At 65.2% G+C, this 14621-nt stretch carries 16 protein-coding genes; 3 read left to right on the forward strand and 13 right to left on the reverse strand.

Features of this window, described 5'->3' with window-relative positions; translation table 11 throughout:
• Nucleotides 1-2: 2 nt before the first annotated feature.
• The 9 genes from HNS03_RS00935 to HNS03_RS00975 all read right to left on the reverse strand — a co-directional run bounded on the left by HNS03_RS00935 (nucleotide 3) and on the right by HNS03_RS00975 (nucleotide 7916).
• Nucleotides 3-158, reverse strand: coding sequence for a DNA gyrase inhibitor YacG (locus HNS03_RS00935; RefSeq protein WP_367192801.1), 156 nt, complete (start codon nucleotides 156-158; stop codon nucleotides 3-5).
• A gap of 155 nt (nucleotides 159-313) precedes the next feature.
• Nucleotides 314-982 (reverse strand): Maf family nucleotide pyrophosphatase, encoded by a 669-nt coding sequence (locus tag HNS03_RS00940; RefSeq protein WP_367192395.1) that lies wholly within the window; start codon nucleotides 980-982, stop codon nucleotides 314-316.
• A gap of 52 nt (nucleotides 983-1034) precedes the next feature.
• Nucleotides 1035-1253: a translation initiation factor IF-1 gene (gene infA / locus HNS03_RS00945; protein WP_367192396.1), complete on the reverse strand. Its 219-nt coding sequence runs from the start codon at nucleotides 1251-1253 to the stop codon at nucleotides 1035-1037.
• A 123-nt stretch (nucleotides 1254-1376) separates the two neighbouring features.
• Nucleotides 1377-1814, reverse strand: a complete 438-nt coding sequence (locus tag HNS03_RS00950) for a low molecular weight phosphatase family protein (RefSeq protein WP_367192397.1) — start codon at nucleotides 1812-1814, stop codon at nucleotides 1377-1379.
• A 3-nt stretch (nucleotides 1815-1817) separates the two neighbouring features.
• A complete protein-coding gene (locus HNS03_RS00955) occupies nucleotides 1818-2315 on the reverse strand; it encodes a UPF0262 family protein (protein ID WP_367192399.1) in 498 nt (165 codons plus the stop codon).
• A gap of 9 nt (nucleotides 2316-2324) precedes the next feature.
• Nucleotides 2325-3617: a histidinol dehydrogenase gene (gene hisD / locus HNS03_RS00960; protein WP_367192400.1), complete on the reverse strand. Its 1293-nt coding sequence runs from the start codon at nucleotides 3615-3617 to the stop codon at nucleotides 2325-2327.
• A 25-nt stretch (nucleotides 3618-3642) separates the two neighbouring features.
• Nucleotides 3643-4083, reverse strand: a complete 441-nt coding sequence (locus tag HNS03_RS00965; protein ID WP_367192401.1) for a DUF2948 family protein — start codon at nucleotides 4081-4083, stop codon at nucleotides 3643-3645.
• Nucleotides 4084-4191: 108 nt separating this feature from the next.
• Entirely contained in the window at nucleotides 4192-5481 is a 1290-nt protein-coding gene (murA, locus tag HNS03_RS00970) for a UDP-N-acetylglucosamine 1-carboxyvinyltransferase (protein WP_367192403.1), read from the reverse strand.
• A gap of 92 nt (nucleotides 5482-5573) precedes the next feature.
• Nucleotides 5574-7916 (reverse strand): ATP-dependent helicase, encoded by a 2343-nt coding sequence (locus HNS03_RS00975; protein ID WP_367192803.1) that lies wholly within the window; start codon nucleotides 7914-7916, stop codon nucleotides 5574-5576.
• Between the two features lie 346 nt (nucleotides 7917-8262).
• Between HNS03_RS00975 and HNS03_RS00980 the strand changes: the two genes are divergently transcribed.
• A complete protein-coding gene (locus HNS03_RS00980) occupies nucleotides 8263-9018 on the forward strand; it encodes a 5'-methylthioadenosine/adenosylhomocysteine nucleosidase (RefSeq protein WP_367192405.1) in 756 nt (251 codons plus the stop codon).
• Between the two features lie 16 nt (nucleotides 9019-9034).
• Here the strand turns inward: HNS03_RS00980 and HNS03_RS00985 are convergent, their stop codons facing one another.
• Both HNS03_RS00985 and HNS03_RS00990 read right to left on the reverse strand, forming a co-directional pair.
• Nucleotides 9035-9325 (reverse strand): HigA family addiction module antitoxin, encoded by a 291-nt coding sequence (locus tag HNS03_RS00985; RefSeq protein ID WP_367192407.1) that lies wholly within the window; start codon nucleotides 9323-9325, stop codon nucleotides 9035-9037.
• A 12-nt stretch (nucleotides 9326-9337) separates the two neighbouring features.
• Nucleotides 9338-9616, reverse strand: coding sequence for a type II toxin-antitoxin system RelE/ParE family toxin (locus tag HNS03_RS00990; RefSeq protein WP_367192409.1), 279 nt, complete (start codon nucleotides 9614-9616; stop codon nucleotides 9338-9340).
• Nucleotides 9617-9812: 196 nt separating this feature from the next.
• On the opposite strand from HNS03_RS00990, the gene fdhA reads away from it, so the two are divergent.
• A complete protein-coding gene (gene fdhA / locus HNS03_RS00995; RefSeq protein ID WP_367192411.1) occupies nucleotides 9813-11003 on the forward strand; it encodes a formaldehyde dehydrogenase, glutathione-independent in 1191 nt (396 codons plus the stop codon).
• Between the two features lie 87 nt (nucleotides 11004-11090).
• On the opposite strand, the gene HNS03_RS01000 is transcribed toward fdhA, so the two are convergent.
• The gene (locus HNS03_RS01000) at nucleotides 11091-11615 is read right to left on the reverse strand and encodes an N-acetyltransferase (protein ID WP_367192412.1); all 525 of its coding nucleotides are present in this window, start codon (nucleotides 11613-11615) and stop codon (nucleotides 11091-11093) included.
• 513 nt (nucleotides 11616-12128) lie between these two features.
• Nucleotides 12129-13031, reverse strand: coding sequence for a histone deacetylase (locus HNS03_RS01005; RefSeq protein ID WP_367192414.1), 903 nt, complete (start codon nucleotides 13029-13031; stop codon nucleotides 12129-12131).
• 234 nt (nucleotides 13032-13265) lie between these two features.
• On the opposite strand from HNS03_RS01005, the gene HNS03_RS01010 reads away from it, so the two are divergent.
• Entirely contained in the window at nucleotides 13266-14621 is a 1356-nt protein-coding gene (locus HNS03_RS01010) for an MATE family efflux transporter (RefSeq protein WP_367192415.1), read from the forward strand.

The raw sequence follows: 14621 nt of genomic DNA on the forward strand, positions 1-14621 counted from the left end.
GCTCAGTCCTCCGGTTCCGGACCGCCGTCCCCCGCAGACCCGTCCTCTTCCACGACCGGGATCGCGTAGCCGCCGCCCAGCCATTTGTGGAGGTCCACGTCGGCACAGCGCTTGGAGCAGAACGGACGGAAGGATTGCACCGTCGGCTTGCCGCAGATCGGGCAACGCCGCCCGCCGTTGCGGCTCGATCCGCCCGACGGCGCGCCGCCATCGCCGGTTCCGCTGCGATCGTCGGCCGGGCCCTCGGACGACGCATCAGGACGCGTTGTCTCGTCGAGCATGCTGCGCGAACGCGTGATCATCCGTTCTGGTTTCACGCCGGCACCGCCTTGATCTCGGAAGGCGTATCGGCCTCGTCGCGACCGCCCGGCCGCCACCCGGACGTGACCGGATACCCCTCCCCGGTCAGCAGCGTCGCGGTTTCAAACAGCGGCAGCCCGACCACGTTGGAATAAGAGCCCACCAGCTTGGTGACGAACGCGCCGGCCAAGCCCTGGATCGCGTACCCGCCGGCCTTGCCGCGCCACTCGCCCGAAGCGAGATAGGCTTCGATTTCCTCCTTCGACAGCCGCTTGAAGCGCACCCGGCTCTCCACCGTGCGTACCCGCAGCCGACCCTTTGGAGAAATCAGGCAGAGGCCGGTGAACACGCGATGGCCGCGCCCCGACAGCGTGGAGAGGCAAGTCTCCACCTCGCCAATGTCCTCCGCGTTCGGCAACACGCGGCGCCCCGCCGCAACCACCGTGTCGGCGGCCAGCACATAGGCCTTGCCGACCGACTTGTCGGCCCGCACGCGCTCCACCGCCTCTTCGGCCTTGGCCTGTGCCAGCCGCTGGGCAAGCCGGCCCGGTGCCTCGCCTTCCAGCGGGCTTTCGTCGATATCGGTCGGGGCGAGATGGTCGGGGACGATCCCGATCTGCTCGAGAAGCGCCAGCCGTCGGGGGGAGCCGGAGGCGAGGACGAGAACGGGACGATCGGTCATGAGACTTAAGACTTACTATGCCGGAACGAAGGGGACGGCCACGGCCTCGCGCCTACTTGAAGCGATAGGTAATCCGCCCTTTGGTCAGATCGTAGGGTGTCATTTCAACCAGGACCTTATCGCCCGCGAGCACGCGGATGCGGTTCTTGCGCATCCGGCCTGCGGTATGGGCGATGATCTCGTGGTCGTTCTCGAGCTTTACTCGAAATGTCGCGTTCGGCAAAAGCTCCGTCACCGTGCCGGGAAATTCCAGAACTTCTTCTTTGGCCATGCGCTTCGGGGATCTCTGCGGGTCCGAGGTCGCGAGAAACTACCGAATCACACCGCGCTTGGAAACACTTCTCGCATCGAGGGCCAGGGCGCTAGACCAAAAAACTAGGGGGCGCACCTGCCGTCATTCCGCGAACCGCGCCTTGATACGCGCGCCGAGCCCATCGCGCACGGCCCGATAGGCATCCAGGATCTGGTTGCGCGCACCCGATGTGACCGACGGATCGGGCGTCGGCCAATATTCCACGTCGAAAGCTTCCGTGCGCGCCATCTCAAGGGCGCGGTGATGGGCCTCCGGCGCAAGCGTCACCACCAGGTCGAAGCTGGTGTCGGCGAGCTCCTCCAGCGTGCGCGGATGATGTTTGGAAATGTCGAGCCCGAGCTCCTGCATCACCGAAACCGCGAACGGATCGGCCTCGCCATGCACCACGCCGGCAGAGCGCGCGTAGAGGCTGTGCGGGAAATAGTGGCGCGCCAGCTCGGCCGCCATCGGCGAGCGCACGGCGTTCTGCCGGCAGACGAACAAGACAGATCCCGGGCGACCACCATGCGCGGAGGTCACCGGCTAACCTCGCCAATGGAGCGCGCAAATCAGGGTGAACAAGCGGCGCGCAGTGTCGAAATCCACCTCGATCTTGCCGGCCAGGCGATCCATCAGGATCTGGGAGCCCTCGTTGTGAACGCCGCGCCGGCCCATGTCGATGGCCTCGATCTGGCTGGGAGAGGCGGTCCGGATGGCTTCGAAATAGCTCGAACACATCAGGAAATAGTCTTTCACGATCTTCCGGAACGGCGTCAGCGAGAGGACATGGGTGACAACCTCGCTGCCGTCCTCCCGGGTCACAGCCAACGCCAGACGATTTTCCACGATCGCCAGCGCCAGCCGATAGGGGCCGGCGTCAGGGGCGTCTCCCACCGGGGCGAACGCGTTCTCTTCGATCAGATCGTAAATCGCGACCGCGCGCTCGTGCTCGATGTCCGGGGTGGAACGCGCGATGGAGGCCTCGTCGAGATCGACCGCGACGAGATATTTGGTTTCGCCGAAGGTCGGGGATGACGCCATGGCCGTGAGCTACCTATTCAGCCGGATCGCGACGGAGCGACCGTGGGCATCGAGCCCTTCCGCCGCCGCCAGGGTTCGGGTCGCGCCGCCGAGCCGGGCGAGACTGTCGGCATTGCAGCGCAAAAGCGATGTCCGCTTCATGAAGTCCAGCACCGAAAGCCCCGAAGAAAAGCGCGCCGAACGCGCCGTCGGGAGCACATGGTTGGATCCGGCCACGTAGTCGCCGACCGCCTCCGGCGTGTAGGCGCCGAGGAAGATCGCCCCGGCATGCCGGATGCGTCCGGCAAGCGCGTCGGGATCGGCAACGGCAAGCTCCAGATGCTCCGGGGCCAGCCGGTCGACCAGCGGCGGAACCTCGTCGAAATCGGCGACCAGCACGATCGCGCCGAAATCGCGCCAGCTCGCCGCGGCGATGTCGGCACGGCTCAGCGTGGTGAGCTGAGCTTCCACCGCCCGCGCCACCTGGTCGGCAAACGCGGCATCGTCGGTGATCAGGATCGACTGGGCGGCCACGTCGTGCTCGGCCTGGGCCAATAGGTCGGCGGCGATCCAGTCGGGGTTGTTGGCGCCATCGGCCACCACGACCACCTCGGAGGGGCCGGCGATCATGTCGATGCCGACGGTGCCGAACACCTGCCGCTTGGCGGCGGCTACGTAAGCGTTGCCGGGACCGACGATCTTGGCGACCGGGTCGATCGTCTCGGTGCCGTAGGCGAGCGCGGCCACCGCCTGGGCCCCGCCGACCCGGTAGATCTCGTCGACGCCGGCGATCTCGGCGGCCGCCAGCACCGCCGGCACGATCTTGCCGTCCGGCGTGGGCACCACCATCACGATCCGCTCGACACCGGCCACCTTGGCCGGCATCGCGTTCATCAAAACCGAGCTCGGATAGGCCGCCGTCCCGCCCGGAACGTAGAGGCCGACGGACGGAACCGCCGACCAACGCCAGCCGAGCTCGACCCCCGCCTCGTCGACGAAGCTCAGATCATCCGGCCGCTGGCGGCGGTGATAGGCTTCGATCCGCGCCTTGGCGAAGCGCAGCGCGTCGCGCTCCTCCTCCGGCACCTGGGCCACGGCATCGGCAATGGTCGCCGCATCGATCGCAAGGCCCGATCCGGATACGTCGATGCGATCGAACCGCTCGGTATAGTCGATCAGCGCCGCATCGCCGCGCGCCCGTACGTCGGTCACGATCGCGCGCACGGTCTCGTCGACCTCGGCGGAAGCCTCCCGCTTGGTCGACAAGAGCTCGACGAAACGCGCCTCGAAATCGGCGTCGGTGGTGGTCAGCCTCACAGGCACAGTCCGGCTCCCGTCGGGTTCGCTTTCATTCATCAAGCTCGTGTGCCGGACGCGCCCGCGCCGCCCAGACCGGCCCGAGATCGGTCAGCGTCGCCTCGATGCAGTCGACTTCGAGCCGGATCGCACCGCCGCCGGAAAAATCGAGCGTGACATGTCCGCCCGGCGCCTCGCCCTCCTCGAACGTGACCGCCAGGAGCGACAGAACGGCCTCCGGCGCATCGCGGCGCAACTTCGTCGCCTTCGCCGACAGCACATGGGCGAAATCCAACACGGCGCGCCGGCGCTCGCCCGGTTGCCGGCGCTTCTTGCCGTCCGCCTCCCAAGCGAACCGATTCAGAACCACGACGAAACGCTGGTCGTTCGGACGCCAGCGCAGATCGCCGACGGTCAGGACCGCGTCCTGGACGTGCGCGGAAAGGACCGCGAGGTCTTCGCTGTCGAAAGCCGCGAGCTTCAAGGGTGCCATGGCGAGGGGTCGATCCGTCGTCTAGCTGCGGACAGGAGCGCCGGCCGGCGCCTCCGCTCTTCCTAGCGCAATCCGGCGCCGGGCGAAATCACCGACGGACCAGGAATCTCACCCCGAAATCCGCTCGATGTCCGCACCGCACCGGCCGAGCTTGTCTTCGAGCCGCTCGAAGCCGCGATCCAGATGGTAGACGCGGTTGATCATGGTCTCGCCCTCTGCGGCAAGACCGGCGATCACCAGCGATACGGACGCGCGCAGATCGGTCGCCATCACCGGCGCGCCACGGAGCTGGTCGACGCCTTCGACCGTTGCGACCTGGCCGTCGAGATGGATCTTGGCACCCAGCCGGGCGAGCTCCTGGACGTGCATGAAGCGGTTTTCGAAGATCGTCTCGGTGATCCGGCAGGTGCCCCGCGCCCGCGTCATCAGCGCCATGAACTGGGCCTGGAGGTCGGTCGGAAAGCCCGGGAACGGCTCGGTGGTGACATCCACGGCACGGATGCCGGCGCCATTGCGCCGCACGCGAATGCCGCGGTTGGTGTTGGTGATCTCCGCGCCGGCTTCTTCCAGGATGGAGAGTGGCGCCGACAGGAGGTCGGCCCGGGCGTGATCGAGGGTCACGTCGCCCCCGGTCATGGCGACCGCCATGGCATAGGTGCCGGTCTCGATCCGGTCGGGCAGCACCCGGTGACGGGCGCCGGAAAGCCGATCCACGCCCTGGATCACGATCTCCGGCGTTCCCGCCCCTTCGATCTTCGCCCCCATGGCGGTCAGGCAGGCGGCGAGATCGGTGATCTCCGGCTCGCGCGCGGCGTTGGTGATCAGCGTTTCTCCCTTCGCCAGACTCGCCGCCATCATCAGCGTGTGGGTGGCGCCGACCGACACGCGCGGCAGATCGACCCGACCGCCCTTGAGCCCATTCGGCGCCTTGGCGATGGCGTAGCCCTGATCGATCTCGATCTCGGCCCCGAGCTGCTGCAGCCCCTGAATGAAGAAATCCACCGGCCGGGTGCCGATGGCACAGCCACCCGGCAACGACACGCGAGCGACACCCATCCGGGCGACCAGCGGACCGATCACCCAGAAGCTCGCGCGCATGGTGGACACCAGCTCGTAAGGCGCGGTGGTGTCGACGATGGCGCGGGCGCAGAGATGAATGGTCTGGCCGGACATGCCGTCCTGGCCGGCGCGCTTGCCTTCCACCGACCAGTCGACGCCGTGGTTCGACAGGATGTGGAAGAGCTGCTGAACGTCGCGCAGGCGCGGAACGTTCTCCAGCGTCAGCGTCTCGTCGGTCAGAAGGCTCGCGATCATCAGCGGCAAGGCAGCGTTTTTCGCGCCGGAGATCGGGATCGTCCCCTCAAGCGGGGCACCACCCCTCAGCCGAATCCGATCCATGAGCCGTGTTCCTTCAAACGTGGCGCCCCCCGAAGGACCAACGCAACTAGCCTACGGGCGCGCCAGGTGCAAGCGCGGCGCACCGATCGGGATCACGTCTTTTGGACAAACGAATCCAACACGCGCTTGCGGCCGGCCTTGTCGAAATCGACGGTGAGCTTGTTGCCCTCCACCGCGGCGATGGTGCCGTTGCCGAATTTCTGGTGGAACACCCGCGCACCGAGTTCGAAGGCGGGCGCGTGATCGGCCACGCTTTTGGCCACCAGCTCGCCCTCGATCGTCATCGGTTCGCGGGTCCGGCTCGCGCCGCCTTGCGACTTGCGTCGCTGGGCGCGCTCCCAGCCCGGCGTCGAATAGGTGGACGAGAACGGCTCGACCCGGTCGAAGCGGCTTTGGCCGTAGCCGCCATAGCCCCCGTAACCGCCCTGCTCGCGCACCTCCACGTGCGCTTCCGGCAATTCGTCGAGGAAGCGCGACGGCACGGTCGACTGCCACAGCCCATGGACGCGGCGGTTGACGGCGAACCAGACGAACACGCGCTTGCGGGCGCGGGTGAGGCCGACATAGGCGAGGCGGCGCTCTTCCTCCAGGCCGGCCTGGCCGTTCTCGTCGACCGCGCGCTGGTGGGGAAACAGGCCCTCCTCCCAGCCCGGCAGGAACACGGTGTCGAACTCCAGCCCCTTGGCGGCATGCAGCGTCATGATGGTCACGGCTTCGCCGCCGCTGTCGCTGTCGGTGTCCATGACCAGCGAGATGTGCTCCAGGAAGCTCGCCATGGAATCGAACTCGTCCATGGCGCGGACGAGCTCCTTCAGGTTTTCCAGCCGGCCCGGCGCATCGGCCGAGCGGTCCATCCGCCACATCTCGGTGTAGCCGGACTCGTCGAGCACGATTTCGGCAAGCTCGGTGTGGGTCAGCCGATCGAGCTCGGAGCGCCAGCGGGCGAACGACGTGATCAGGTCCTTCAGCGCCGTGCGCGTCTTCGGCTTCAGCTCCTCCGTCTGGGTGAGCTCGGCGGCCGCCTGCAGCAGCGGGATCCGGCGGGCGCGGGCGGTGTCGTGCAGCGTTTTCACCGCCACTTCGCCGATGCCGCGCTTCGGCGTATTCACGATCCGCTCGAAGGCGAGATCGTCGGCCGGCTGCACAATGACGCGGAAGTACGCCAGCGCGTCGCGAATTTCCTTGCGCTCATAGAAGCGCGGGCCGCCGATCACGCGGTAGGGCAGCCCCAGAGTGACGAAGCGGTCTTCGAACTCGCGCATCTGGAACGAGGCGCGCACCAGGATCGCCATCTCGTCGAGAGACAGGCCCTTGCGCTGAAGCTGCTCGATCTCCTCGCCGATCGCGCGCGCCTCTTCCTCCGAATCCCAGGCGGACGCGACCGTCAGCTTGTCGGCGTCATCGTCCAGGTCTTGCGTGAACAGCGTCTTGCCGAGCCGGCCCTCGTTGTGGCCGATCAGGTGCGAGGCGGCCGCCAGGATCGGCGCCGTGGAGCGGTAGTTGTGCTCCAGCCGGACCACGACGGCGCCGGGAAAGTCGTGCTCGAACCGCAGGATGTTGTCGACCTCGGCCCCGCGCCAGCCATAGATCGACTGGTCGTCGTCGCCGACCACGCAGAGATTCCTGTTGCCTTGGGCCAAAAGCCGCAGCCAGAGATACTGTGCGACGTTGGTGTCCTGATATTCGTCGACCAGCATGTATCGGAAGCGCTGCTGGTAGGAGGCGAGCACGTCGGGATGGCTGCGGAACAGCCGGATCGGCTCCAGCAGCAAATCGCCGAAATCGACCGCGTTCAGGACCCTCAGCCGCTCCTGATAGGCCTTATAGAGTTCGCCGCCGCGCCCGTTGGCAAAGGCGCGCGCCTCGCCGAGCGGCACTTCCTCGGGGCCGAGGCCGCGATTCTTCCAGCTATCGATCAAGGAATGGAGCTGACGGGCCGGCCAGCGCTTCTCGTCGAGGCCCTCGGCCTGGATGATCTGCTTGGCAAGCCGGATCTGATCGTCGGCATCCAGGATGGTGAAATCGGGCCGCAAATTGGCGAGCTCGGCATGCCGGCGCAAAATGCGGGTGCCGATGGCGTGGAAGGTGCCGAGCCAGGCCATGCCTTCCGCCGACGGGCCGACCAGGCCGGCGACCCGCTCCTTCATTTCCCGCGCGGCCTTGTTGGTGAAGGTCACGGCGAGGATTTCGCTCGGCCGGGCGCGGCCGGTGGCGAGGATATGGGCGATGCGGGTCGTCAGCACCCGCGTTTTGCCGGTGCCGGCGCCGGCCAGCACCAACACCGGACCGTCGACGGTTTCCACCGCGCGCCGCTGTTCCGGGTTCAGCTTGTCGAGATAGCTGGCCTCGGGGCGCGCACCACCGAGCGCCCGCGCGGCAATGCCGCCGGGCCGGGGCGCGGGCGCACTTTCCTCGAACCCCGCGATCGCGGGCATGGCCGAGCCGTCAGTGGAGCGAATCATTCGCTGATCCTGAGCCGAATGGAACAATCGGGCAACAGCTTGGGAGCGGGACGAGGAAAAGTGGGAACCGGTTCCCCGCCACACTCTGCTCTAACCTATTGGAATCGGTATCGATACGACTTGATCCGGCCGGACCGTACCGCATCGACAACGAAGCCGAAGCCCCTCTATTGCACCACAAAATGGGCCTCGAAACGGCAAACCCAAGCCCACCGATGCCGATTGCCCTCTTCCTCGGGGGCGCGCTTGCGCCGCTTGCCGCCTGGGCTCTGCTCGGCTTTTCATGGCGCGCCACCGACTGCAAGCGGAACCATGCCCCATGACCATCGCCATCCAATGCGCCATCCCGCAGGAGCTGGCCGTGCTCCGCGCCGAGCTCGACCACCGCGAAAGCGTCGAAATCGCCCATCTGCGCTTCGATCACGGCACCCTTTTCGGGCGCGACGTCGTGCTGGTCGGAACCGGCATCGGCAAGGTCAACGCCGCGATGGTCGCCACCTTGCTGATCGATCGCTTCGGCGCGGAGACGATCGTGTTTTCCGGCGTCGCGGGCGGGCTCGACCCGGCGCTTGCCATCGGCGACGTGGTGGTCGCGGAGCGGCTGGTCCAGCATGATTTCGGCTGGTTCGACCGAGGCGAAATGAAGCCTTACCAGGCTGGACATTTGCCCTTCTTCAACGCCACAGAGACCTTCGGCTACGATCTCAAGCCGGACACCCGCTCCCGCCTGGAAGCAGCCCTTGAAGGGGTCGCGCTGCCGGCGATGGAGGCGAGTGCCGCCGGCGGCGCGGCGCGGACGCCAAAGGTCGTGTTCGGCACCGTCCTCACCGGCGACCAGTACGTCAATTGCGAGGCGACCCGGGAGCGGCTCTTCAGCACCTATGGCGGTCAGGCCGTGGAGATGGAAGGGGCGGCACTTGCCCAAACCGCGGAGATGCACGGTGTCGACTGGGTCGTCGTCCGGGCGCTGTCGGACCTCGCCGGCCACTCGTCCCGTCTCGACTTCAACGCCTTCGTCGACGCCGTTTCCGCCTCCTCCGCTCAGATCATGGCGCGGATCCTGCCGGCCCTGTGAGCCGGCCTTTGGAGTCTCAAGCAGCGTGGAGCCGCTTGAGACTTTTGGCAGGATTTTCGGGGTCGTTGCGGAGTGCGGCGAGATCGAAGGCCGCCTGCATGCGCAACCAGTGATCGGCCGTGGAACCGAGCACGGCTTCGAGCCGGAGCGCCATTTCAGGAGAGACAGCGCTTTCGCCTTTGATAACACGGTAAAGCTGGGATCGGGTTACGCCGAGCGCGCGGGCGCCGTCTGCGACGCTTAGCCCAAGCGCGTCCAAATCAGCCGCGATCAGGCGACCGGGATGAGACGGAGAGTGCATCGCCATTGATCCGACCCTTCAGTGATAGTCTTCGAGATTGACGTCGACGACATTTGGAACCTCGAACCGGAAGACGATCCGCCAGTTGGCTCGAACCGTAACCGCCCATTCTCCGCTACGCGTGCCCTTCAGCGGATGCAGCCGAAAGGATGGACGATCGATCGTCTCCAGGCTGTCTGCAGTATCGAGTGCCGTCAGGATATCCCGAATCCGCTCCACCAACTCCGCCGGCGATCGACTGCGATCCCCCTTCTCATAGAAGCGCTTCAGTCCCTTGTGGCGGAAGCTGAGGATCATCGCATGCCCACAAGCCAAAAAGCCGGTCAGGCTAAAATGTAGCATGTCGCGCGACGTGCGCAAAGACGGAGCGGATGTGGTCCTGTGAGCCGGCCCATCCACGTCGCTGCGGATGCGCTTCCTGTCGCTTCCAGTTCAGACAGGAACGCCCGATCGGCAGACACTCGCTTCCATAACAACTCATCTGGAGGAAACCATGAGTGGCAATCGAGGCGTCGTCTATCAGGGGCCGGGTAAGGTCACCGTCGAGACGATCGCGTTTCCGGAGCTCGCCCTGGGCAGCCGGCGCTGCGATCACGGCGTGATTCTGAAGGTGCTGACGACCAACATCTGCGGCTCGGACCAGCACATGGTGCGCGGGCGCACGACGGCGCCGCAGGGCCTTGTGCTCGGCCACGAGATCACCGGCGAGGTGATCGAGTGCGGCCGCGACGTGGAGTTCATCCACAAAGGCGACATCGTCTCCGTGCCGTTCAACATCGCCTGCGGACGCTGCCGCAACTGCAAGGAAGGCAAAACCGGCATCTGCCTGAACGTGAACCCGTCGCGTCCGGGCGCGGCCTACGGCTATGTCGACATGGGCGGCTGGGTCGGCGGCCAGGCGGAATACGTCATGGTGCCCTACGCCGACTTCAATCTGTTGCGCTTTCCGGACCGCGACCAGGCGCTGGCCAAGATCCGTGATCTCACGCTGCTCTCCGACATCTTCCCGACCGGCTTCCACGGCTGCGTAACCGCCGGCGTCGGCCCCGGTTCCATCGTCTATATTGCGGGTGCCGGCCCGGTGGGCTTGGCCGCAGCCGCCTCGGCGAAGCTCCTGGGCGCGGCCTGCGTCATCGTCGGCGACATGATCGCGGAGCGCCTGGATCAGGCGGAAAGCTTCGGCTGCGAGACCATCGACCTGCGCCAGGACGGCGATCTCGGCGAGATGGTCCGCCAGATCGTCGGTGAGCCCGAGGTCGACGCCTTCGTCGACTGCGTCGGCTTCGAGGCCCATGGCTGCGGCCACGACCATTCCCACGAGCAGCCCGCCATCGTGCTCAATTCCGCGATGGCACTAACCAGGGCCGGCGGCCAGATCGGCATTCCCGGTCTCTACGTCACCGAAGACCCCGGTGCGGAAGACAAGGCGGCCCAGACCGGTTCGCTCAGCATCCGCTTCGGCCTCGGCTGGGCGAAGTCGCACTCCTTCCACACCGGCCAATGCCCGGTGCTGCGCTACAACCGGCAGCTCATGCAGGCGATCCTGTTCGACCGGGTCGAGATCGCCAAGGCGGTGAACGTGCAGATGATCGGTCTGGACCAGGCGCCCCAGGGCTATGCGGACTTCGACGGCGGCGCGGCCAAGAAGTTCGTCATCGACCCGCACGGGGCGATCGCAGCGTAAAAGCAGGGATTGACCAGCCCGTGAGGAAAGGCATGTTGGCTGGTCAATTCTTGGGAAAACTATCGAGAAGCTAGTCTTTTTATATATTTAGTTCCGGATTTGGAACAAATCCTTAATAGACCATATTGGTAATACCATAAGGGGATGGTTTTTCTCCTTAGGGGCAATCTTAAATCCGTAGCGCGAATAAAGTTTCGTCGTGTCTTCATTTAACGAGCGCAGCGCTACACCATAAAATGCTACATGGTTCGAAACGATGTATGCGCGATGCAGCGCGTCAACCAACATGTGCCCGCCAAGCCCTGAACGTTGGCAACTTCTCTGAATTGCAAGGTAATGAATATAGAGTAGCGGAACCGCCTGAGTCTTGGTTGCTCCCCATCGGTTATAGTCTATTTTCTCTGAATTTTCAGAGGAAAAAGTCAATACATAAAAACCGGAGGGTGAAGAGCTTTGGGCTTCATGAGCGCAGAAAACGCGCACTCTCCCTTGATCGTGCCATTTATATGCTTTTTCTTTGGCCCAATTGTCAATTTCGCTGACTCCGCAATGGAATCTGCGAACACTATCTTTCGAGGCCAGGGGTGCTATTTTTACTGTGTTCAGGTCCAACGAACTGATCGCAGTTCTCGGTATGCCGCATGTATGCTTCGTACGCGCGGCGAAGCTCCGGAGCTATGCCGCCCGACTCTTTGTACACTTGCCGGCAGAAATCGTAAGCTTCTTTTTCACTGCGAAATGCGGATTTCTTTTTTTTCTCCCCACCGATCATAGATCGCAGGAGATCGGTAAGCGAAAGCACCGTCATTGCTTCGATCCTATGTCTGTGAGATGTCGATATCGGAATTGGCCCCTGCGAAGAGGGTTGACAAGGGTGCGTTGATCGCATAGCGGCCATGATTCGCTGGACATTGAATCACACAGAGTCATTAGTCAACGGTTATAATTCAGGCATTCTGCGACATTGGCTTTGATGAATCGTTCAAGGTTCTCCCTATCTCTTTGAGATGGATTCGCTTTTCGGGAGCGACCACGACGGCCGAGCAATTGCAGAAATTGCCTTGCGCCAACCTTTTCGCACAGAGCGTCCACAAAATTTTGGACGCTTCGCTGCAGGATCTCCCCTCACACAAACTCCGCCGCCACCCGATGCAGCGTCGCGTGGCGGCGGGCAAGCCGATCGATATCGCGCTCGTAACCGCCGCCGAGCACGCCGGCGAGCGGAATGCCGGCCTCGCGCACCGCGTCGATCACGAACCGGTCGCGGTCGATCAGCCCCTGGTCCGACAGCGCCAGCCGGCCGAGCCGATCGTCGCGATGCGGGTCGACGCCGGCATTGTAAAACACGATGTCGGGGCGAAACGCCGCCAGCGCCGGAGCGACCACCGCGCGCACCGCCTCCAGATAGCTGTCGTCCTCGCAATCGTCGACAAGCGGCACGTCCAGCGAGGACGGCACCTTGCGGACGGGATAGTTGTTCTCCGCATGCAGCGACAGCGTGAACACCGCCGGATCGTCGGCGAAGATCGAGGCGGTGCCGTCGCCCTGGTGCACGTCGCAATCGATCACCATCGCCCGCTCGATCGCCCCATCCGCCATCAGCACACGGATCGCCACGGCGACATCGTTGAAGACGCAGAAACCCGCCCCTTGCGCCCGCCGCGCATGGTGGCTGCCGCCGGCGGTGTTGCAGGCAAGGCCATGCTCCAATGCAAGCCGCGCGGTCAGAAGCGTGCCGGCGCTGGCGCAGCGCGCGCGCAAGGCCACCGGCGGCGTCATCGCAAAGCCGATCTCGCGGGCAATCGCGGTGGGCACCTCTGAGGCGAACACCTGGTCCACATACGCGCGGTCGTGGGCGAGCGCGATCCAGGACGCCGGCGCCTCGCCGGGGATATGGAAGGTGCCCGGGCCGGCGAGCCCTTCCTCGGTCAGAATTTCCGCGATCCGCTTGAACTTGCCCATCGGAAACCGATGGTCGGCCGGAAACTCGGGATTGTAGCTTGGGTTGTGAACGATCGGCAGGGTCATGACGCTCCCCATTTTGGGGCAGAAATTGCCGACGGCAATGGCGATATTGCACCGCCAAATCGCCGGCGCCGAAACCCCGCATTTTTACGCCTACGACGGGATCTCGGGTTGCGGCCGCCGAGGCAATCGGGTTCATGCTTTAGAGCAAATCCAGGAAAGGTGGGGACCGGCTTTTCCATCCGGATTTGCGTCAAGCCGACAGCCGCTCGATCGCCCGCCTGAGGACCATCCGACATGGACAGCGTCGCCGCCGCTCGCATCCGCCCGTTCGCGGTGAGCCACCGGATGGTGCTGGCGATCGCCGTGCCGATGACGCTCGCCTACGTCACCACGCCCCTGGTCGGCATCTCGGACACCGCGGTGATCGGCCAGCTCGGCGATGCCGCCGTGCTGGGCGCGATCGCCGTTGGCGCGGTGCTGTTCGATTTTCTCGGGACGACGTTCAACTTTCTGCGGATGGGCACCACGGGCCTGACCGCCCAGGCGCTCGGCGCCGACGACCTTGCAGAGGTGCAGGCCGTTCTGGTGCGTGCGCTGATCGTGGCGGCAGGCGCCGGACTGCTGGTCATCGTGCTGCAGGGGCCGATCCTGTCGGCCTTCCTGGCGCTGATGGGCGCGAGCCGGGAGGTCGACGCCGCCACCCGCACCTATTTCGGCGTGCGCGTGCTGGCCTCCCCGCTCCAGTTCATGAACTACGCGCTGCTCGGCTGGCTGCTCGGTCTTGGTCGCGCGGCCACCGGGCTTGCGATCCAGTTCGTGCTCTGCGCCGTCAACGTCGCACTGAACATCCTCCTGGTGCTGGTCTGGGACTTCGGCGTGGCCGGCGTCGCGTGGGCCTCCGTCGCGGCCGAGGCGACGGCGCTGATCGTCGCCATCCTTCTCGTGCTGCGGGTCTCGCGGACAAATGCCTGGCCTTCGTGGAGCCGGATCTCCGACAAAACGCAATTCCTGCGCATGGGCAGCGTCAATCGCGACATCATGATCCGCTCCATCACGCTGATGGTGGCGTTCTCCTTCTTCACCGCCCAGGGTGCACGCACAGGCGACGTCACGCTGGCAGCGAACGCCGTCTTGATGAACTTCTTCATGATCTGCTCTTTCTTCCTGGACGGTTTTGCGACCGCCGCCGAGCAGCTCACCGGCCGGGCATTGGGCGCGCGCTATCGCCCCGCCTTCGAGCGGGCGGTCCGGCTCTGCGTCGGCTGGGGGTTCGCGATGGCGGCCATCCTGTCGCTTGCCACCATCCTCGGCGGCGGCGCGCTGATCGACCTGATCACCACTGCGCCGGAGGTGCGCGAAACCGCACGCCACTACATGGTCTGGGCAATCCTGATGCCGCTCGCCGGCGTGCTGGCGTTCGAGATGGACGGCGTCTTCATCGGCGCGACCTGGACCGACGACATGCGCAACATGATGCTGGTTTCGCTCGCCGCCTATTTCGCGGTCTGGGCGGTGGCGCACCCGCTCTTGGGCAATCACGGCCTGTGGCTGGCGCTGGTCACGTTCGTCGGCTTGCGCGGACTGACGCTTCTCTGGCGCTGCCGCGTGCGCGTGCCAAGAACCTTTCCCGTTCAGACGGAAACGCAATAA

The organism is Amorphus sp. 3PC139-8, from assembly GCF_040750475.1.
Lineage (GTDB): Bacteria > Pseudomonadota > Alphaproteobacteria > Rhizobiales > Amorphaceae > Amorphus.

Coding starts and splice junctions, on each gene's coding strand:
- fdhA (WP_367192411.1), top strand. CDS start 9,813: ATGAGTGGCAATCGAGGCGTCGTCTATCAGGGGCCGGGTAAGGTCACC.
- HNS03_RS00955 (WP_367192399.1), bottom strand. CDS start 2,315: ATGGCGTCATCCCCGACCTTCGGCGAAACCAAATATCTCGTCGCGGTC.
- HNS03_RS01005 (WP_367192414.1), bottom strand. CDS start 13,031: ATGACCCTGCCGATCGTTCACAACCCAAGCTACAATCCCGAGTTTCCG.
- infA (WP_367192396.1), bottom strand. CDS start 1,253: ATGGCCAAAGAAGAAGTTCTGGAATTTCCCGGCACGGTGACGGAGCTT.
- HNS03_RS00985 (WP_367192407.1), bottom strand. CDS start 9,325: ATGGCGATGCACTCTCCGTCTCATCCCGGTCGCCTGATCGCGGCTGAT.
- HNS03_RS00990 (WP_367192409.1), bottom strand. CDS start 9,616: ATGATCCTCAGCTTCCGCCACAAGGGACTGAAGCGCTTCTATGAGAAG.
- HNS03_RS00980 (WP_367192405.1), top strand. CDS start 8,263: ATGACCATCGCCATCCAATGCGCCATCCCGCAGGAGCTGGCCGTGCTC.
- murA (WP_367192403.1), bottom strand. CDS start 5,481: ATGGATCGGATTCGGCTGAGGGGTGGTGCCCCGCTTGAGGGGACGATC.
- HNS03_RS01010 (WP_367192415.1), top strand. CDS start 13,266: ATGGACAGCGTCGCCGCCGCTCGCATCCGCCCGTTCGCGGTGAGCCAC.
- HNS03_RS00965 (WP_367192401.1), bottom strand. CDS start 4,083: ATGGCACCCTTGAAGCTCGCGGCTTTCGACAGCGAAGACCTCGCGGTC.
- HNS03_RS00975 (WP_367192803.1), bottom strand. CDS start 7,916: ATGCCCGCGATCGCGGGGTTCGAGGAAAGTGCGCCCGCGCCCCGGCCC.
- HNS03_RS00940 (WP_367192395.1), bottom strand. CDS start 982: ATGACCGATCGTCCCGTTCTCGTCCTCGCCTCCGGCTCCCCCCGACGG.